This window comes from Pseudomonas nabeulensis (genome assembly GCF_004682045.1).
Taxonomy (GTDB): Bacteria; Pseudomonadota; Gammaproteobacteria; order Pseudomonadales; family Pseudomonadaceae; genus Aquipseudomonas; species Aquipseudomonas nabeulensis.
Map to the genome: position 1 here is coordinate 1 of NZ_QUZT01000053.1, position 17,860 is coordinate 17,860.

General features: G+C 61.7%; 19 protein-coding genes. 13 read left to right on the forward strand and 6 right to left on the reverse strand.

Translation table 11 applies throughout. The features are described 5' to 3' along the window. Nucleotides 1–86 precede the first annotated feature (86 nt). The gene (gene pyrE, locus DYL61_RS23125; RefSeq protein WP_003195489.1) at nucleotides 87–731 is read right to left on the reverse strand and encodes an orotate phosphoribosyltransferase; all 645 of its coding nucleotides are present in this window, start codon (nucleotides 729–731) and stop codon (nucleotides 87–89) included. Nucleotides 732–813: 82 nt separating this feature from the next. On the opposite strand from pyrE, the gene DYL61_RS23130 reads away from it, so the two are divergent. Next, on the forward strand, nucleotides 814–1,593 hold the full coding sequence (locus tag DYL61_RS23130; RefSeq protein ID WP_003195493.1) for an exodeoxyribonuclease III: 780 nt from the start codon (nucleotides 814–816) through the stop codon (nucleotides 1,591–1,593). A gap of 58 nt (nucleotides 1,594–1,651) precedes the next feature. Here DYL61_RS23130 and DYL61_RS23135 read toward each other — a convergent pair whose 3' ends face one another. Together DYL61_RS23135 and rph are read right to left on the reverse strand one after the other, a co-directional pair. Then, nucleotides 1,652–2,020, reverse strand: coding sequence for a DUF4870 domain-containing protein (locus DYL61_RS23135; RefSeq protein ID WP_135310254.1), 369 nt, complete (start codon nucleotides 2,018–2,020; stop codon nucleotides 1,652–1,654). Between the two features lie 22 nt (nucleotides 2,021–2,042). Then, complete coding sequence (gene rph / locus DYL61_RS23140; protein WP_017735760.1) at nucleotides 2,043–2,765, reverse strand: ribonuclease PH; 723 nt, start codon at nucleotides 2,763–2,765, stop codon at nucleotides 2,043–2,045. A gap of 197 nt (nucleotides 2,766–2,962) precedes the next feature. Here rph and DYL61_RS23145 point away from each other — a divergent pair, with 197 nt between their 5' ends. The 6 genes from DYL61_RS23145 to DYL61_RS23170 all read left to right on the forward strand — a co-directional run bounded on the left by DYL61_RS23145 (nucleotide 2,963) and on the right by DYL61_RS23170 (nucleotide 8,260). Beyond that, nucleotides 2,963–3,826 (forward strand): YicC/YloC family endoribonuclease, encoded by an 864-nt coding sequence (locus DYL61_RS23145; RefSeq protein WP_135310255.1) that lies wholly within the window; start codon nucleotides 2,963–2,965, stop codon nucleotides 3,824–3,826. A gap of 10 nt (nucleotides 3,827–3,836) precedes the next feature. After that, a complete protein-coding gene (gene gmk / locus DYL61_RS23150; protein WP_135310256.1) occupies nucleotides 3,837–4,457 on the forward strand; it encodes a guanylate kinase in 621 nt (206 codons plus the stop codon). A 167-nt stretch (nucleotides 4,458–4,624) separates the two neighbouring features. Further along, nucleotides 4,625–4,888: a DNA-directed RNA polymerase subunit omega gene (rpoZ, locus tag DYL61_RS23155; protein WP_122594506.1), complete on the forward strand. Its 264-nt coding sequence runs from the start codon at nucleotides 4,625–4,627 to the stop codon at nucleotides 4,886–4,888. Nucleotides 4,889–4,948: 60 nt separating this feature from the next. Continuing rightward, nucleotides 4,949–7,054, forward strand: a complete 2,106-nt coding sequence (gene spoT / locus DYL61_RS23160; protein WP_135310257.1) for a bifunctional GTP diphosphokinase/guanosine-3',5'-bis pyrophosphate 3'-pyrophosphohydrolase — start codon at nucleotides 4,949–4,951, stop codon at nucleotides 7,052–7,054. A gap of 24 nt (nucleotides 7,055–7,078) precedes the next feature. Beyond that, entirely contained in the window at nucleotides 7,079–7,459 is a 381-nt protein-coding gene (locus DYL61_RS23165) for a RidA family protein (protein WP_105695964.1), read from the forward strand. 57 nt (nucleotides 7,460–7,516) lie between these two features. Beyond that, nucleotides 7,517–8,260 (forward strand): hypothetical protein, encoded by a 744-nt coding sequence (locus tag DYL61_RS23170; protein ID WP_135310258.1) that lies wholly within the window; start codon nucleotides 7,517–7,519, stop codon nucleotides 8,258–8,260. 137 nt (nucleotides 8,261–8,397) lie between these two features. Here DYL61_RS23170 and DYL61_RS23175 read toward each other — a convergent pair whose 3' ends face one another. Further along, entirely contained in the window at nucleotides 8,398–9,249 is an 852-nt protein-coding gene (locus DYL61_RS23175) for an SDR family oxidoreductase (protein ID WP_135310259.1), read from the reverse strand. A 189-nt stretch (nucleotides 9,250–9,438) separates the two neighbouring features. On the opposite strand from DYL61_RS23175, the gene exbB reads away from it, so the two are divergent. From exbB to DYL61_RS23205, 6 genes are all read left to right on the forward strand, one after another. After that, a complete protein-coding gene (gene exbB / locus DYL61_RS23180; RefSeq protein WP_105695961.1) occupies nucleotides 9,439–10,395 on the forward strand; it encodes a tonB-system energizer ExbB in 957 nt (318 codons plus the stop codon). A gap of 6 nt (nucleotides 10,396–10,401) precedes the next feature. Then, nucleotides 10,402–10,827, forward strand: a complete 426-nt coding sequence (gene exbD / locus DYL61_RS23185; RefSeq protein ID WP_017735752.1) for a TonB system transport protein ExbD — start codon at nucleotides 10,402–10,404, stop codon at nucleotides 10,825–10,827. After that, entirely contained in the window at nucleotides 10,824–11,573 is a 750-nt protein-coding gene (locus DYL61_RS23190; RefSeq protein ID WP_105695960.1) for a TonB family protein, read from the forward strand. Before exbD ends, DYL61_RS23190 begins: the two co-directional genes overlap by 4 nt. A 215-nt stretch (nucleotides 11,574–11,788) precedes the next feature. Further along, a complete protein-coding gene (locus DYL61_RS23195; protein WP_015886540.1) occupies nucleotides 11,789–12,709 on the forward strand; it encodes a hydrogen peroxide-inducible genes activator in 921 nt (306 codons plus the stop codon). Nucleotides 12,710–12,717: 8 nt separating this feature from the next. Continuing rightward, the gene (recG, locus tag DYL61_RS23200) at nucleotides 12,718–14,793 is read left to right on the forward strand and encodes an ATP-dependent DNA helicase RecG (RefSeq protein WP_135310260.1); all 2,076 of its coding nucleotides are present in this window, start codon (nucleotides 12,718–12,720) and stop codon (nucleotides 14,791–14,793) included. A gap of 77 nt (nucleotides 14,794–14,870) precedes the next feature. Continuing rightward, nucleotides 14,871–16,271 (forward strand): aminoacyl-tRNA deacylase and HDOD domain-containing protein, encoded by a 1,401-nt coding sequence (locus DYL61_RS23205; protein WP_135310261.1) that lies wholly within the window; start codon nucleotides 14,871–14,873, stop codon nucleotides 16,269–16,271. A 121-nt stretch (nucleotides 16,272–16,392) separates the two neighbouring features. Here DYL61_RS23205 and DYL61_RS23210 read toward each other — a convergent pair whose 3' ends face one another. Beyond that, a complete protein-coding gene (locus DYL61_RS23210; protein WP_135310262.1) occupies nucleotides 16,393–16,767 on the reverse strand; it encodes a helicase in 375 nt (124 codons plus the stop codon). A gap of 124 nt (nucleotides 16,768–16,891) precedes the next feature. Continuing rightward, the gene (gene tagQ, locus DYL61_RS23215; RefSeq protein WP_135310263.1) at nucleotides 16,892–17,815 is read right to left on the reverse strand and encodes a type VI secretion system-associated lipoprotein TagQ; all 924 of its coding nucleotides are present in this window, start codon (nucleotides 17,813–17,815) and stop codon (nucleotides 16,892–16,894) included. Nucleotides 17,816–17,860: the final 45 nt, after the last annotated feature.

The window sequence follows — 17,860 nt, forward strand, 5'->3', positions numbered from 1 at the left end:
GTGTCAGTCACTGGTATGTTTCTGACCCACCGCATTCGCGAGCAAGCCCGCTCCCACACAAGCCTTCTTACACAGAGGGGCCGGTGTCAGACGCCAAACTGCTCGCGGTACGCACGTACCGCCGGCAAATGCTGCTTGAGCTGCGGATCATCTTCCAGGAACTGCAACACCTGGTTCAACGACACGATGCTCACCACCGGAATGCCGAAATCACGCTCTACTTCCTGGATCGCCGACAATTCACCGTTGCCGCGCTCCTGGCGGTTCAGCGCGATCAGCACACCAGCCGCCTTGGCGCCATCCTGGGAAGCGATGATCTGCATCACTTCACGGATAGCCGTGCCAGCGGTGATCACGTCATCGATGATCAGCACATCGCCAGTCAGCGGCGCGCCCACGAGGCTACCGCCCTCACCATGAGCCTTGGCCTCTTTACGGTTGAAGCACCACGGCAGATCCTGCCCATGGTGTTCGGCCAACGCCACGGCCGTCGCGGCCGCCAGGGGAATGCCCTTGTAGGCCGGGCCGAACAGCACGTCGAAGGAAATGCCGCTTTCAACGATGGCCGCCGCATAGAAACGACCCAGTTGGGCCAGGGCCGAACCCGAGTTGAACAAGCCTGCATTGAAGAAGTACGGGCTGGTGCGCCCGGACTTGAGAGTGAACTCACCGAAGCGCAAAACGCCGCGATCGATGGCAAAACGAATGAAATCGCGTTGATACGCCTGCATGAAAAAAGCCTCAGATACCACGGATTTAGCTAATTAGGTGGACGGCGTGTATCATACACGCACGCGATTTTTGGGGCCATTTATGCGGATCATCAGTGTGAACGTTAATGGTATTCAGGCTGCAGTCGAGCGTGGTTTGCTCAGTTGGCTGCAAGCCCAGAATGCCGACGTCATCTGCCTGCAGGATACCCGCGCCTCCGCCTTTGAACTGGACGACCCAGCCTTCCAACTGGATGGCTACTTCCTTTATGCCTGCGATGCCGAAGTGCCCACCCAAGGTGGCGTGGCTTTGTATTCGCGGTTGCAACCCAAGGCGGTCATCAGCGGCCTCGGCTTCGAGACAGCCGACCGCTACGGGCGCTACCTGCAAGCCGATTTCGACAAGGTCAGCATCGCGACCTTGCTGCTCCCTTCGGGGCAGAACGGCGATGAAGACTTGAATCAGAAGTTCAAGCTAATGGACGATTTCGCCCGTTACCTGGATAAACAGCGACGCAAACGTCGCGAGTACATTTATTGTGGCTCGCTGTACGTGGCGCAACAGAAGCTGGATATCAAGAACTGGCGCGACAGCCAGCAATCCCCGGGCTTCCTGGCGCCGGAACGGGCCTGGATGGACGAGATTGTCGGCAACATGGGCTATGTGGATGCCCTGCGTGAAGTCAGCCGCGAAGGCGACCAGTACAGCTGGTGGCCGGACAACGAACAGGCCGAGATGCTCAACCTGGGTTGGCGTTTCGACTACCAGTTGCTGACCCCAGGTCTGCGCCGGTTCGTTCGCAGCGCTCGCTTGCCGCGCCAGCCGCGCTTCTCGCAGCACGCGCCGCTGATCGTGGACTACGACTGGACACTGACCATCTAAGGTCTTTTTCCAGGCACAAAAAAACCGACATCGCTGTCGGTTTTTTTGTGGGCGCTCATTATTTGACCAGTCGCCAGGTAAAGGGATAGCGATAGGCAACCCCCTTGTTGGCCTTGATGCCACCGATGATGGTCAGCACCAGGGTCGCGATCACCAGGGCGATCATCAGGAAAAACCCGATCACCGCAAAGGCCAGCACCATGCAAACAATCCAGGCGATGGCCACGGTGATCTGGAAGTTCAAGGCCTCTTTGCCCTGATCATCAATGAACGCGTCCTTTTCTTTCTTGAGCTGCCACAGGATCAGCGGCCCGATAACGCTGCCGAAGGGGAAGACAAACCCCAGAAACGCCGCAAAATGACACAACATCGCACCCTGGCGCGCCTCATAGGACGGTGAAGGCGCAGGCATTTGGCTGTCACTCATGGCGTTTCTCCTTGAAGCCGGTTCAGTCGGCCAGCGCGGCGTTCTGCAGTTCGAAGATCTCGGTCATGCCCTTCTGGGCCAGGGCCAGCATGGCGTTCAGCTCGGCAGGCTGGAAGGGCGCGCCTTCGGCGGTGCCCTGCACTTCGATGAAACCACCGGTGCTGGTCATCACCACGTTCAGGTCGGTCTCGGCGGCCGAGTCCTCCAGATAGTCCAGGTCCAGCACAGGCTCGCCCTGGTACATGCCCACCGATACGGCGGCGATCATTTGCTTGAGCGGGTCACCGCCTTTGAGCCCGCCACGCTTCTTGATCACTTTCAGCGCGTCAACCAGGGCCACCATGGCGCCGGTAATGGACGCGGTACGCGTACCGCCGTCGGCCTGGATCACGTCGCAGTCGACGTACAGGGTTACGTCGCCCAGCTTGGACATGTCCAGCGCGGCGCGCAGGGAACGACCGATCAAGCGCTGGATTTCCAGGGTGCGCCCGCCTTGCTTGCCACGGCTGGCTTCACGCTGGTTACGCTCGCCGGTGGCGCGCGGCAGCATGCCGTACTCGGCGGTCAACCAACCCTGGCCCTGGCCTTTAAGGAAACGCGGCACGCCGTTTTCGACGCTGACGGTGCAGATAACCTTGGTATCGCCAAACTCGACCAGTACAGAACCCTCGGCGTGTTTGGTGTAGTTGCGGGTGATGCGGATCGAGCGGAGCTGATCGGCAACGCGACCACTTGGACGTTTCATAGGGGATACCTGTACTGAGGACGAAAAACTGCCGAGCATTATAGAGCCGTGAGCCGATTCGGGGCACTTCTAAAAATCCGGTTACGAATGGCCAGCCTATCGCCCATTGTTTGGGCGCGTTCGCCCCACTGCGCTACAATCCTGCGCCTTCTTAACCATCAGCCCGTGTTTGCGGGACTGCAACGCGAGGTACCTCCATGGTGCACAGCATGACCGCCTTCGCCCGCGTCGAAAAAGCCGGCGCCCAAGGCACCCTGAGCTGGGAACTGCGCTCGGTCAACAGCCGCTACCTGGAACCGCACCTGCGCCTGCCGGAATCCTTCCGCGACCTCGAAGGTGCCGTACGTGAAGCGCTGCGCCAGGGTATCTCCCGTGGCAAGCTGGAATGCACCCTGCGCTTTACCGAGGAAACCACCGGCAAGGCCTTGCAGATTGACCGCGACCGCGCCGCGCAACTGGTCGCCGCCGCCGAGACCATCGCCGGCCTGATCAAGCAACCCGCCGCGCTGAACCCCCTGGAAGTGCTGGCCTGGCCCGGTGTGCTGGTGGCCGATGCCACTGACCCGCAAGCCCTCAACGCGGAAGCCCTCGCCCTGTTCAACCAGGGTTTGAAGGAGCTCAAGGCCGGCCGCGAGCGCGAAGGCGCCGAACTGGCTCGCTTGATCAACGAGCGCCTGACCTCCATCGAGGAAGATGTGGTCACCCTGCGTGAACTGGTGCCGCAAATGCTCGCCACCCAGCGCCAGAAGGTCCTCGACCGTTTCACCGATATGAAGGCCGACCTCGACCCGACGCGCCTGGAACAGGAAATGGTCCTGCTCGCGCAAAAGAGCGACGTCGCCGAAGAACTCGACCGCCTGAGCACCCACATCCTCGAAGTGCGCCGCGTGCTCAAGTCCGGCGGTGCCGCTGGTCGGCGCCTGGACTTCCTGATGCAGGAACTCAACCGCGAAGCCAATACACTGGGCTCCAAGGCGTTCGACCCGCGCAGCACCCAGGCGGCGGTCAACCTCAAGGTGTTGATCGAGCAGATGCGCGAACAAGTACAGAATATTGAGTAAGGCAACTTCCATGACCCACAGCACCGGCACCCTTTACATCATTTCCGCCCCCTCGGGCGCGGGCAAGAGCAGCCTGGTCAAGGCCCTGACCGACGCTGATGACCAGATTCGCATCTCGGTCTCCCACACCACCCGCGTCATGCGCCCGGGTGAGGTGAACGGCGTGCACTACCACTTCGTCGAGCGCACCGAGTTCGTCAAGATGATCGAACACGGCGACTTCCTGGAGCGCGCCGAAGTGTTCGGCAACCTCTATGGCACCTCGCAAAGCCACCTGCAGCAGACCCTGGACGAAGGCCACGACCTGATCCTGGAAATCGACTGGCAGGGCGCCGAGCAAGTGCGCCAGCTGATGCCCAAGGCGCGTTCGATCTTCATCCTGCCGCCCTCGCTGGAGGCGTTGCACCAGCGCCTGACCAACCGTGGCCAGGACAGCGACGAGATCATCGAAGGCCGCATGCGTGAAGCCGTCAGCGAAATGAGCCACTACGTCGACTACGACTACCTGATCATCAACGACGATTTTTCCCACGCGCTGGATGATTTGAAGGCGATTTTCCGCACCAATCAGCTCCAGCAAAAGCGTCAGCAACAGCGTTTTGGCAAATTGCTCGCCGAACTGCTGGGTTGATTGGCTCTTCCCAAAACCGCTGCAAGGGCTTTACATTGGCACTTGTAGCGGTTTTGCGAGGGCCTGCGAAAAATCAGCGCTTCCCTAAACGCTGGTGATTTTTTAAACTGTTTAGTCCGCTCGCCCAACCGGGCAGCGCGCATCTTGCATTCGCTCCGAGGAATACCATGGCCCGCGTAACCGTTGAAGACTGCCTAGAACACGTGGATAACCGCTTTGAGCTGGTCATGCTCTCTACCAAGCGTGCCCGTCAACTGGCCACTGGCGGCAAAGAGCCCCTGGTCCAGTGGGAAAACGACAAGCCTACCGTTGTCGCCCTGCGCGAAATCGCTGAAGGCCTGATGAGCTACGAGTTCATCGCCGAACAGGAAATCGTCCACGAAGACCCTGTCTTCGCAGCGTTCGAGGACGAGTCCAACGAGGCCGTCTAAGCCTATGCCTGGTCGACGTAGCACGGCGCGGGGTCACAGCCATCGGCAGGAGTTAACACTTTGCCGAGCATAGACGCCCTCGCCGATCGCTTATCGGCCTACCTCGGCCCAGACCAGGTCAACCTGGTCCGCCGAGCGTATTTCTACGCCGAACAAGCCCACGACGGCCAACGCCGCCGCAGCGGCGAGGCGTATGTCACCCATCCGCTTGCGGTGGCAAATATTCTTGCCGACATGCACATGGACCATCAGAGCCTGATGGCCGCGATGCTGCATGACGTGATCGAAGACACCGGCATCGCCAAGGAAGCGCTCAGCGCACAATTTGGCGAAACCGTGGCCGAACTGGTCGACGGGGTCAGCAAACTGACCCAGATGAACTTCGAGACCAAGGCCGAGGCCCAGGCCGAAAACTTCCAGAAGATGGCCATGGCCATGGCCCGGGATATCCGGGTGATCCTGGTCAAGCTGGCCGACCGGCTGCACAACATGCGCACGCTGGAAGTGCTGTCCGGCGAAAAACGCCGGCGCATCGCCAAGGAAACCCTGGAAATCTACGCGCCCATCGCCAACCGGCTGGGCATGCACGCCATTCGTATCGAGTTCGAAGACCTCGGCTTCAAGGCCATGCACCCGATGCGTTCGGCGCGCATCTACCAGGCGGTCAAGCGCGCCCGGGGCAACCGCAAGGAAATCGTCAACAAGATCGAAGAGTCCCTGAGCCATTGCCTGGCAATCGACGAGATCGAAGGCGAAGTCAGCGGCCGGCAGAAGCACATCTACGGCATCTACAAGAAAATGCGCGGCAAGCGTCGGGCCTTCAACGAGATCATGGACGTGTATGCGTTCCGGATCATCGTCGACAAGGTCGACACCTGCTACCGCGTGCTGGGTGCTGTACATAATTTGTACAAACCCTTGCCGGGCCGCTTCAAGGACTACATCGCCATTCCCAAGGCCAACGGCTATCAGTCGCTGCATACCACGCTGTTCGGAATGCACGGCGTGCCGATCGAGATCCAGATCCGCACCCGGGAAATGGAAGAGATGGCCAACAACGGCATCGCTGCCCATTGGCTGTACAAGTCCAGCGGCGACGAGCAGCCCAAAGGCACCCATGCCCGCGCCCGCCAATGGGTCAAGGGCGTGCTGGAAATGCAGCAACGTGCTGGCAACTCCCTCGAATTTATCGAAAGCGTGAAGATCGACCTGTTCCCGGACGAGGTCTACGTGTTCACGCCCAAAGGCCGGATCATGGAGCTGCCCAAAGGCTCCACGGCGGTCGACTTTGCCTACGCCGTGCACACCGACGTGGGCAATAGCTGCATCGCCTGTCGGATCAATCGTCGTCTCGCGCCGCTGTCCGAACCGCTGCAAAGCGGTTCCACGGTGGAGATCGTCAGCGCACCCGGCGCACGCCCGAACCCGGCGTGGCTCAACTTCGTGGTCACCGGCAAAGCGCGCACCCACATTCGTCACGCCCTGAAACTGCAGCGTCGCTCCGAGTCCATCAGCCTCGGCGAACGCCTGCTGAATAAAGTCCTCAACGGTTTCGACAGCGCCCTGGACAAGATCCCGGCCGAGCGCGTGCAAGCGATGCTCCACGAATACCGCCAGGACACCATCGAAGACCTGCTGGAAGATATCGGCCTGGGCAACCGCATGGCCTACGTGGTCGCCCGCCGCCTGCTGGGCGAAGGCGAACAGTTGCCAAGCCCCGAAGGCCCGCTGGCGATTCGCGGCACCGAGGGCCTGGTGCTGAGCTACGCCAAGTGCTGCACGCCGATTCCGGGCGACCCGATTGTCGGCCACTTGTCCGCCGGCAAAGGCATGGTCGTGCACCTGGACAACTGCCGCAATATCACCGAAATCCGCCACAACCCGGAAAAATGCATCCAGCTTTCCTGGGCCAAGGATGTCACCGGCGAATTCAACGTCGAGCTGCGCGTGGAGCTGGAACACCAGCGCGGCCTGATCGCCTTGCTGGCCAGCAGCGTCAACGCGGCTGACGGCAATATCGAGAAAATCAGCATGGACGAACGCGATGGTCGCATCAGCGTGGTCCAGTTGGTGGTCAGCGTGCACGACCGCGTGCACCTGGCCCGCGTGATCAAGAAGCTGCGCGCCTTGACTGGTGTGATCCGCATCACCCGAATGCGTGCATAACCGATCCATTACAAGGAGTCATTCATGTCCAAGACTGTTATCACCAGCGACAAGGCCCCGGCCGCCATCGGCACTTACTCCCAGGCGATCAAGGCGGGCAACACCGTCTACATGTCCGGCCAGATCCCGCTGGACCCGAAGACCATGGAACTGGTGGAAGGCTTCGAAGCGCAGACCGTACAGGTCTTCGAGAACCTCAAGTCCGTGGCCGAAGCCGCTGGCGGTTCGTTCAAGGACATCGTCAAGCTGAACATCTTCCTCACCGACCTGAGCCACTTCGCCAAGGTCAACGAGATCATGGGCAAGTACTTCGAACAGCCGTACCCAGCCCGCGCCGCCATCGGCGTGGCTGCCCTGCCAAAGGGTGCGCAGGTTGAGATGGACGCGATTCTGGTCATCGAGTAAAACACCCGGCGCAGTCCTCCACGGGCTGCGCCGACCCTGTTTCAGAAGGATTTCGTAATGCGCAAAGCGCTTGTAGCCTCATCGTTGCTCACCCTGCTGCTCGGCGGCTGCGCCAGCAACCCCGCGGACCTGGATGTGAGCGGCACCTGGATCAACCAGGTTGCCATCGATGCGGCTGCCAAGGGCGGCCCTTTGCGTGAAGCCTTGCAGAGCTTTGGCCCGAACCTCGAATGGGAGGTCAACACCAAGGCTTCGCAGGCGCGCTACTACAACGGTTTTGAAGTAGCGGAAGGCAAGTTGCTGGGCGAACAATCCGGCGCCTGGAGCGTGGATTTCTACGGCAGCTCCGCCACCGAACTCAAGCGCAAAGGCCAACAGCTGCTGCAAGTGGCCAACGACAACGAGCCCGAGCAACTGTTTGCGCGCCCCAAAGAGCCAGCACCGGAAGGCGCGCCACTGGGCGCCAACTTCGAGCGCGCACTTTATGCGGCCTATATGGGCGGCGACTGGAAGATCATCGACGGCTTCGGCAGCGGCGCCACCGTGCAGTTCCAGGCCAACGGCAAAGTCGCAGGCTTACCCAATGTCGATCAGTACTCGCTGTGCCTGGCGGGTGATTGCGCGTCCATGAGTGGCGGCTATGACAGCATCTGGCTGCAGTTGAATGGCCAGGGCAATCCTTGGATTTTTGTGCGCAAGGGTAAGCAGTTGGAGATCTTCCAGGCGATCAATACTGCGCAGGCGGATGAAGTGCCGCAATTCACCCCCGGCCCTCGTCAGTGGTTGCTTGAAAAGCAATAACCTGCCTCATGACGATCCAAATGCGGGAGGGGCGGTGCGACGATTCGACTTGCCCCCGATAGCAGAGTGTCAGTCACAGTTATTTGACTGATGCACCGCTATCGGGGGGCAAGCCCCCTCCCACAGTTTTACTGCATTCAACCTCGTAGAATTGCAGCGTAGCCTTCGCGGTAACTCGGATAGGTCGGCACCCAGCCCAACGCCTTAGCCCGCGCATTACTGCACTGCTTGCTCCCGGCCCGCCGCACGCTGGCGTCATCCGCCCATTCAGTCACACCCAGATACCCCCGCAACCAATCCACCACCTCAGCCAACGGCGCCGGCGCATCGTCGACGCCGATGTAGACCTTGTCCAACTTGCCGCCCTGCTCCACATGCCGCAGCAAAAACGCCAGCAACCCCGCCGCGTCATCCACGTGAATGCGGTTGCCATATAAAGGTGGGTCGATTGCCACACGGTAGCCCTGGCGAACCTGAGTCAGCAGCCACTCGCGACCAGGGCCGTAAATACCGGTGAGACGCACGATGCTCGCCGGAATGCCGCTATCGAGTGCCACTTGCTCGGCCTCCAGCATCACCTGCCCGGAATAACCTTTCGCTTGAGTTTCCGACGTTTCGTCGACCCACTCGCCATTCTGCTGCCCGTACACACTGCTGCTGGACACAAAAATCAGATGCTTGGGCTCCTGGCCGTAATCGCCCAGCCACTCCAGAACATGTTTCAGCCCTTGTACGTAAGCAGCGCGATACCCGGCCTCGTCGTGGTCGGTCGCGGCCGCGCAATACACCAGGTAATCCACCCCGCCGATCGGCCAGGTGTCGGGGCAATCCTTGTTGAACAGGTCGCCGGCAATGCCGATGACGCCCTCGGGAAGGCGCGAAATATCACGCCTCAGGCCGTGAACCTCCCATTCCGAGGCGAGCAACTGGCTAGCCAACCGACTACCCACATCGCCACAACCGGCAATCACAACAGAAGGCGCAGACATCACAAAACTCCGTACTGAAAGGTCAAGATTAGCCGTCGCAGCAGACCAGCGGCCAGAAAAAGCACAAATAAAGTTACTGTATTACTTCTGTTAACAAGAATTACTTGCAATAATAACCGCCCATTTGTCCTCGGCCCTCCCAGGGTCTGGAAGGACGATCACTCTTTTTTCCTCTCAGGTCCGGCCAGCATGACACGTAATACAACCCCCGCTTCGCCAACCACATCCCGCGCCTGGCGCGCGATTGCCGCACTGCTGTTCAGCGTCCTGCTGGCACCGACCGCCGCATTCGCGGATGCCACAGCGCCAGCCACCCCGCCGGCAGCCGAACAAAGCACCGCAGCCCCGGCAGCGCCAGCCGCTACCGACCCGGCCCTGGCTGCCGACCCGGCCTCCGCTGACGAAACCGGCGTAGTCCTGGAAGAAGACAACACCCTGGGCATGGCCCACGACCTGTCGCCATGGGGCATGTACCAGAACGCTGACGTGGTGGTGAAAGCCGTGATGATCGGCCTGGCCATCGCCTCGATCATCACCTGGACCATCTGGATCGCCAAAGGCTTCGAGCTGCTGGGCGCCAAGCGTCGCCTGCGCACCGAAATAGTCCACCTGAAAAAGGCCACCACCCTCAAGGAAGCGAGCGAAACCGCAACCAAGAAGGGCACCCTGGCCAATACCCTGGTGCACGACGCCCTGGAAGAAATGCGCCTGTCGGCCAACACCCGCGAAAAAGAAGGCATCAAGGAACGTGTGGCGTTCCGCCTGGAGCGCCTGGTTGCAGCCTGCGGCCGTAATATGAGCAGCGGCACCGGCGTACTGGCAACCATCGGTTCCACCGCACCGTTCGTCGGCCTGTTCGGTACCGTGTGGGGCATCATGAACAGCTTCATCGGCATCGCCAAAACCCAGACCACCAACCTCGCCGTCGTTGCCCCAGGCATCGCCGAAGCCCTGCTGGCAACCGCCCTGGGCCTGGTTGCCGCGATTCCTGCGGTGGTGATCTACAACGTCTTCGCCCGTTCGATTGCCGGCTACAAGGCCCAGGTATCGGATGCCTCGGCAGAAGTGTTGCTGCTGGTGAGCCGCGACCTCGATCACCTGCCTACCGAGCGCAGCTCGCAACCGCACATGGTGAAAGTGGGGTAATCGGCCATGGGCCTGCATTTGAATCAAGGCGACGACGAACTCGTCGAGAACCACGAAATCAACGTCACGCCGTTTATCGACGTGATGCTGGTGCTGCTGATCATCTTCATGGTGGCCGCACCGTTGGCAACCGTGGACATCAAGGTCGACCTGCCCGCCTCCAGCGCCAAGCCGGCGCCGCGGCCAGAGAAACCGGTGTTCCTCAGCGTCAAGGCGGACCAGCGTCTGTTCCTGGGCGAAGAAGAAGTCAAATCCGAAACCCTGGGCCAGGTGCTGGACGCCAAGACCCAAGGCAAGAAAGACACGACGATCTTCTTCCAGGCCGACAAGGGCGTGGACTACGGCGACCTGATGAGTGTGATGGATGCCCTGCGGGCAGCCGGCTACCTCAAGGTCGGCCTGGTCGGACTTGAGACGGCAGCCAAGAAATGATCACGACGCGCCACAAACTGACGCGTTATGGCACCAGCCTCGCCGTCGTGCTGGGCGTGCATGCCGTCGCGATCGCTATCGCGCTCCATTGGTCAGCGCCGCACACGGTGCAGTTGCCACCGGCCGCCATGGTCATTGACCTGGCGCCGATGCCAGCGCCACCGCCGCCGGCTCCGCCCAAGGTGATCACGCCGCCGCAACCACCGACGCCGGTCGAAGAGCTGCCCCTGCCGAAACTGGCCGAGGCACCCAAGCCGACGATCCAGGTGCCCAAGCCGGTCAAGCCAAAGCCCAAGCCTCAGCCGCCCAAGCCGGTGGAGAAGAAGATCGAGCCGCCCAAGGAGAAACCTTCCGAGGACCCGCCGAGCGACGCTCCACCGACCAACGCACCGGCTGAAAAGTCAGCCCAGCCCGTACCCGGCCCATCGCCACAGCAGATCGCGGCCAAGGCATCCTGGGAAGGCACGCTGCTGGCGCACTTGCAGAAGTACAAGAAGTACCCGCCGGGCGCCCAGGCTCGTGGCAAGGAAGGCCTGAACCGCCTGCGGTTCGTGGTCGATGCAGACGGTAATGTGCTGTCCTACGAGTTGGTGGGCCGCTCCGGCAACGCCGACCTGGACCGCGCCACCCTGGACATGATCCGTCGTGCCCAGCCGCTGCCCAAGCCGCCGGCCGACATGCTCAAGGGCGGCAGCATCGAGATCGTTGCACCGTTTGTGTACAACATCGAGAAGCGTCGCCGCTAGAAAAATGTGGGAGGGGGCTTGCCCCCGATAGCGATGCATCAGCCAACACAACTGTTGCTGACACACCGCTATCGGGGGCAAGCCCCCTCCCACATTTGATTTCATCGCCCGAAAGATCTCGTACATTCCCCGCTCAATCCCCAACAAACTTCTGATAACGTGCGTCTATCGATTGCAGCCGGTATGCTTGGCCCGCAACCTCATGGACGCCCGCTATGACTCTTACAGAATTACGCTACATCGTTACCCTCGCCCAAGAGCAGCACTTTGGCCATGCGGCCGAGCGTTGCCACGTCAGCCAGCCGACGTTGTCGGTCGGCGTGAAGAAGCTTGAAGACGAACTCGGTGTGCTGATTTTCGAGCGCAGCAAGAGCGCCGTGCGCCTCACCCCTGTGGGCGAAGGCATCGTTGCCCAGGCCCAGAAGGTGCTGGAACAAGCGCAAAGCATTCGCGAACTGGCCCAGGCCGGCAAGAACCAGCTGACCGCCCCGCTGAAAGTCGGCGCCATCTACACCGTCGGCCCGTACCTGTTCCCGCACCTGATCCCGCAACTGCACCGCGTCGCGCCACAGATGCCGCTGTATATCGAAGAAAACTTCACCCACGTGCTGCGCGACAAACTGCGCAACGGCGAGCTGGACGCGATCATCATCGCCCTCCCGTTCAACGAGGCGGATGTGTTGACCCTGCCGCTCTACGACGAGCCGTTCTACGTGTTGATGCCTGCGTCCCACCCGTGGACGCAAAAAGACACCATCGACGCCGGCCTGCTCAACGACAAGAGCCTGTTGTTGCTGGGCGAAGGCCACTGCTTCCGCGATCAGGTGCTCGAAGCCTGCCCGACCCTGACCAAGGGCAACGACGGCGCCAAGCACACCACCGTGGAATCCAGCTCCCTGGAAACCATCCGCCACATGGTCGCGTCCGGCCTGGGCATTTCGATCCTGCCGTTGTCGGCCGTGGACAGCCATCACTACGCCCCCGGCGTGATCGAAGTACGTCCGCTGACGCCGCCGGTGCCGTTCCGTACCGTGGCCATCGCCTGGCGTGCGAGTTTCCCACGGCCCAAAGCCATTGAGATCCTCGCCGACTCGATTCGCCTGTGTTCGGTGGCCAAGCCGCCCGCTGCGAGCTAAGTAGACGTATGACTGAGCTGTCACAGGTGTCGGTGACGGCACTCAAGGGTGTCGGTGAAGCCATGGCCGAGAAGTTGGCCAAGGTCGGCCTGGAGAATCTTCAGGACGTATTGTTCCACCTGCCCCTGCGCTACCAGGACCGCACCCGCGTGGTGCCCATCGGCCATTTGCGCCCTGGGCAGGACGCGGTGGTCGAAGGCACCGTCAGCGGCGCCGATGTGGTCATGGGCAAGCGCCGCAGCCTAGTGGTGCGCCTGCAAGATGGCACCGGCGGCCTGAGCCTGCGCTTCTACCATTTCAGCAATGCGCAGAAAGAAGGCCTCAAGCGTGGCACCCGCGTGCGCTGCTACGGCGAAGCACGCCCCGGTGCTTCAGGCCTGGAGATCTACCACCCGGAATACCGCGCCATCACGGGCGACGAGCCGCCGCCGGTCGATACCACCCTGACGCCGATCTACCCGCTCACCGAAGGCCTGACCCAACAGCGCCTGCGCCAGCTGTGCACCCAGACCCTGACCATGCTCGGCCCGAAAAGCCTGCCCGACTGGCTGCCGCTGGAGCTGGCCCGCGATTATCAACTGGCACCGCTGGACGATGCGATTCGCTACCTGCATCACCCACCCGCCGATGCCGATGTCGACGAACTGGCCTTGGGTCATCACTGGGCCCAACACCGCCTGGCCTTCGAAGAGCTGCTGACTCACCAACTGTCCCAACAGCGCCTGCGTGAAAGCATGCGCTCCCTGCGCGCGCCCGCGATGCCCAAGGCCACGCGGTTGCCGGCGCAGTACCTGGCCAACCTCGGCTTTGCGCCCACTGGCGCCCAGCAACGCGTGGGCAATGAAATCGCCTACGACCTCAGCCAGCAAGAACCCATGCTGCGTCTGATCCAGGGTGACGTAGGCGCCGGCAAGACCGTGGTCGCCGCCCTCGCCGCCCTGCAAGCGCTGGAAGCCGGCTACCAAGTGGCACTGATGGCGCCCACCGAGATCCTCGCCGAGCAACACTTCATCACCTTCAAGCGCTGGCTCGAGCCGCTGGGCCTGGAAGTGGCGTGGCTGGCGGGCAAGCTCAAGGGCAAGAACCGCGCCGCCGCGCTGGAGCAGATCGCTGGCGGCGCGCCGATGGTGGTCGGCACCCATGCGCTGTTCCAGGACGAAGTGCAGTTCAAGAACCTGGCCCTGGTGATCATCGACGAACAACACCGCTTCGGCGTACAACAACGCCTGGCCCTGCGCCAGAAAGGCGTGGGCGGGCGCATGAACCCGCACCAGTTGATCATGACCGCCACGCCGATCCCGCGCACCCTGGCCATGAGTGCCTACGCCGACCTCGACACCTCGATCCTCGACGAACTGCCCCCTGGACGGACCCCGGTCAATACCGTGCTGGTCACCGACACCCGCCGTGTCGAGGTGATCGAACGCGTACGCGGCGCCTGCGCCGAAGGCCGCCAGGCGTACTGGGTGTGCACGTTGATCGAAGAGTCCGAAGAGCTGACCTGCCAGGCCGCCGAGACCACCTATGAAGACCTCACCAGCGCCCTCGGCGAGCTGAAAGTCGGCCTGATTCACGGCCGCATGAAGCCCGCAGAAAAAGCCGCAGTGATGGCCGAGTTCAAGGCCGGCAACCTGCAACTGCTAGTGGCGACCACGGTGATCGAAGTTGGCGTGGACGTGCCCAACGCCAGCCTGATGATCATCGAAAACCCCGAACGCCTGGGCCTGGCCCAACTGCACCAATTGCGTGGCCGCGTTGGCCGAGGCAGTGCCGCCAGCCACTGCGTGCTGCTGTATCACCCGCCGCTGTCACAAATCGGTCGCCAGCGCCTGGGCATCATGCGCGAAACCAACGACGGTTTTGTCATTGCCGAAAAGGACCTGGAACTGCGCGGCCCCGGCGAAATGCTCGGCACGCGCCAGACCGGCTTGCTGCAATTCAAGGTCGCCGATTTGATGCGTGATGCCGACTTGCTCCCCGCCGTCCGTGATGCGGCGCAAGCGCTGCTGGAGCGCTGGCCGGAGCATGTCAGCCCGTTGCTGGATCGTTGGCTCAGGCACGGGCAGCAATACGGCCAAGTGTGACGCCTGACTCACTTAGACGACCTACAGATGTATCAAGCTGGTTATACTTCGGTGATTGTAAGAAATTGGATCAGGCCATGTCAGAAGTAGCCCTCGCCACAGCCCCACTGACCGCCCCGCCGGTTATTCGGGCTCTGCTCGCCAAGCTCGCCATCAGCTACACGGAAGTCGTCGATCAACCTGGCCTGAATCCCGCGCAAAAAGTGCAGGCCGTGTTGCTGGAAGATGCGGTAGGCGCCCTGATGGTGCTGTTCCCACAGAACCAACTGCTCGACCTCAATCGCCTCGCCGAACTCACCGGCCGCCGCCTCACGGCCGTGTCGCCGGATCGCGTAGCGCGCATGCTCGGCAAACATGACCTGAGCCTGCTGCCGGGCCTGCCGCCGCTGACCAGCTCGCCATGCCTGTACGAAGGTCGTTTGCTCGATGAGCCCAGCGTACTGGTGCACTCGGGCGAAGCCGGGCTGCTGCTGGAGATTTCCAGTGACGCCTTCAAGGGCCTGCTCAACAAAGCCAGCGCCGGTCACTTTGGCGAGCCACTGAGCAATATCCGCCCCAACCTCGACCGCCCGAATGATGACCGTGAGGAAATCACTCAGGCGATGCAGGCGTTCACCGCCCGCCGCATCCAGCAACGCCTGGAAGCGACCATCGAGATCCCGCCACTGGCCGACACCGCCCAGAAGATCATCAAGCTGCGGGTCGATCCCAACGCCACCATTGATGACATCACCGGCGTAGTGGAAACCGACCCGGCCCTGGCCGCCCAAGTGGTGAGTTGGGCCGCGTCGCCGTACTACGCCTCGCCGGGCAAGATTCGCTCCGTGGAAGACGCCATCGTCCGTGTGCTGGGCTTTGATCTGGTGATCAACCTGGCCCTCGGCCTGGCCCTGGGCAAAACCTTGAGCCTGCCCAAGGACCACCCACACCAGGCCACGCCGTACTGGCACCAGTCGATCTACACCGCCGCCGTGATCGAAGGCCTGACCCGCGCCATGCCCCGCGCCCAGCGCCCGGAAGCCGGCCTGACTTACCTCGCCGGCCTGCTGCACAACTTTGGCTACCTGTTGCTGGCGCACGTGTTCCCGCCACACTTCTCGCTGATCTGCCGTCACCTGGAGGTCAACCCGCACCTGTGCCACAGCTATGTGGAACAGCACCTGCTGGGCATCAGCCGCGAGCAGATTGGTGCGTGGTTGATGCGCTATTGGGACATGCCGGACGAGTTGTCCACGGCCCTGCGTTTCCAGCATGACCCGACCTACGACGGTCAGTACGCTGAATACCCGAACCTGGTGTGTCTGGCGGTGCGTCTGTTGCGCAGCCGCGGTATTGGCTCCGGGCCGGACGAAGCGATTCCGGATGCGCTGCTGGAGCGCCTGGGGTTGAGTCGGGACAAGGCTGAGGACGTGGTGGGCAAGGTGTTGGATGCCGAGGTGTTGCTGCGGGAATTGGCCTCTCAGTTCAGCCAGAACTGAATCTGTAGACCTTTAGATTGCTATCGGGGGCAAGCCCCCTCCCACAGTTTGATGTGCGAACACAGGCAAATGTGGGAGGGGGCTTGCCCCCGATGAATCCACCTCGGTCTACCTGAAAGCCCTACTTCTTTTTCTTCGGCTTCAAATACTTGGTCAACCCCTGGAACCAGATCACCAGCGCCGGGTTGCCCTTGATCTGGATCGATTTATCCTGAATCCCCGTCATGAATGCCAGTTGCTTGTTCTTCGCTTGCATGGTGGCGAAGCCGTACGCGGCATCCTTGAACGCAATCGCAAACGCCGGCGACGGGTGCAGGCCCGAGCGGCTAGTGATGCGCTGGTCTTTGACGATGAAATGACGGGCAACCTTGCCGTCGAGGGTCTGCAACTGGAACGCCAGGTCTTTATCGCCCAACTGTTGCTGGAAGGCAGGATTGGTGCGGCTGGCTTTGCCCATCATCAGGCCCAGCACCCAGAGGAGAAGACGAAATTTCATGCACACGGCCTCGGTGTAATTATTGAGTGGCCGCAGCAGTGTAACGATTTGCAAAAAGAACGCCACCGATCTTGCGCATTAGCGGAAGATCGGCTGGCGTTTGACGCTTATAGCGGCATGTTGCTTAAACGTTAGGGCAAGGCACCGGCGCCCAGTCCGCCAGGTTCGGATCGCGGCAGGTGCCTTCGATCTGGGTTTTACCGGCGCTGGCGACCTGCTTGCTTTCAGCTTGCTTGGCCTGCACGGTCTGGATGCTCTTCTCGGTGGTCACCGCTTCTTTCGGCACGGTTGGCAGCACGGGTTTCTTCGCCGGTTTCACGGCTTTCTTGCCTTTCGCCGGGGCCGCCACAGGGGTGGTATCGGCGGTGGCCACGGTGACCACATCGGCACGCTGCACACCCACTTGTTGCAGGTCTTTTTCGTACGCTTGGGTGTAGTTGTTCAGGTCTTCGCTGGCCTTGCCGTTGACCGCGACGATCAGGTCATTGGATTCCTTGAGGCCCGAGACGATTTCCGCCAGGCGCTTGCGGCCTTCGGTGTCGTTGACGGTCTTGGCCTTGCGGTCAGCCACCAGCTTGGTGAATGCGCTCTGGTAGCACTGCTGCGACGCCTTGGCGTAGGCGGTGCTGCGGTCGATGTCCGAGGCGCTTTTGTTGAAGTCGGTGGAGTACGACGCGATGCGCTGGTTGTCATCGCTGATCTGCTTCTGGCGCTCGGTGTAGTAACCCGCCGCGCCGCCGGCCAGGGCGCCGCCCGCTGCACCGATGGCAGCGTTGCGGCCACGTTTGTCGGAGTCGCCGGTCAGGGCGCCCAGCAGTGCACCACCGGCCGCACCGAGGGCGGCACCGGTCACCACGGATTTGGTCATGTCCGAATCAGTCGCTCGCAGGTGTTGCACCGGCTCGTAGCAGTTCGGGTAGTACTCGACCTTGGTGCTCGACGCGACCTTGGAGGCCGGCGACGTAGCGCAACCGGTCAGCACGGTGCTGAAACCAGCCGCGATCAGCAACAAGTGACGCTTGGAAACCGCCTTACGGGAAAAAAGCATAGATGTGTTCTCTTTTAAGTTTGACTTGCCCAGCACGGCCCACCG

Coding starts and splice junctions, on each gene's coding strand:
- DYL61_RS23205 (WP_135310261.1), top strand. CDS start 14,871: ATGTCAGAAGTAGCCCTCGCCACAGCCCCACTGACCGCCCCGCCGGTT.
- DYL61_RS23145 (WP_135310255.1), top strand. CDS start 2,963: ATGGTGCACAGCATGACCGCCTTCGCCCGCGTCGAAAAAGCCGGCGCC.
- exbD (WP_017735752.1), top strand. CDS start 10,402: ATGGGCCTGCATTTGAATCAAGGCGACGACGAACTCGTCGAGAACCAC.
- DYL61_RS23170 (WP_135310258.1), top strand. CDS start 7,517: ATGCGCAAAGCGCTTGTAGCCTCATCGTTGCTCACCCTGCTGCTCGGC.
- DYL61_RS23210 (WP_135310262.1), bottom strand. CDS start 16,767: ATGAAATTTCGTCTTCTCCTCTGGGTGCTGGGCCTGATGATGGGCAAA.
- exbB (WP_105695961.1), top strand. CDS start 9,439: ATGACACGTAATACAACCCCCGCTTCGCCAACCACATCCCGCGCCTGG.
- DYL61_RS23195 (WP_015886540.1), top strand. CDS start 11,789: ATGACTCTTACAGAATTACGCTACATCGTTACCCTCGCCCAAGAGCAG.
- DYL61_RS23135 (WP_135310254.1), bottom strand. CDS start 2,020: ATGAGTGACAGCCAAATGCCTGCGCCTTCACCGTCCTATGAGGCGCGC.
- tagQ (WP_135310263.1), bottom strand. CDS start 17,815: ATGCTTTTTTCCCGTAAGGCGGTTTCCAAGCGTCACTTGTTGCTGATC.
- pyrE (WP_003195489.1), bottom strand. CDS start 731: ATGCAGGCGTATCAACGCGATTTCATTCGTTTTGCCATCGATCGCGGC.
- gmk (WP_135310256.1), top strand. CDS start 3,837: ATGACCCACAGCACCGGCACCCTTTACATCATTTCCGCCCCCTCGGGC.
- recG (WP_135310260.1), top strand. CDS start 12,718: ATGACTGAGCTGTCACAGGTGTCGGTGACGGCACTCAAGGGTGTCGGT.
- DYL61_RS23130 (WP_003195493.1), top strand. CDS start 814: ATGCGGATCATCAGTGTGAACGTTAATGGTATTCAGGCTGCAGTCGAG.
- rph (WP_017735760.1), bottom strand. CDS start 2,765: ATGAAACGTCCAAGTGGTCGCGTTGCCGATCAGCTCCGCTCGATCCGC.
- DYL61_RS23175 (WP_135310259.1), bottom strand. CDS start 9,249: ATGTCTGCGCCTTCTGTTGTGATTGCCGGTTGTGGCGATGTGGGTAGT.
- DYL61_RS23190 (WP_105695960.1), top strand. CDS start 10,824: ATGATCACGACGCGCCACAAACTGACGCGTTATGGCACCAGCCTCGCC.
- DYL61_RS23165 (WP_105695964.1), top strand. CDS start 7,079: ATGTCCAAGACTGTTATCACCAGCGACAAGGCCCCGGCCGCCATCGGC.
- rpoZ (WP_122594506.1), top strand. CDS start 4,625: ATGGCCCGCGTAACCGTTGAAGACTGCCTAGAACACGTGGATAACCGC.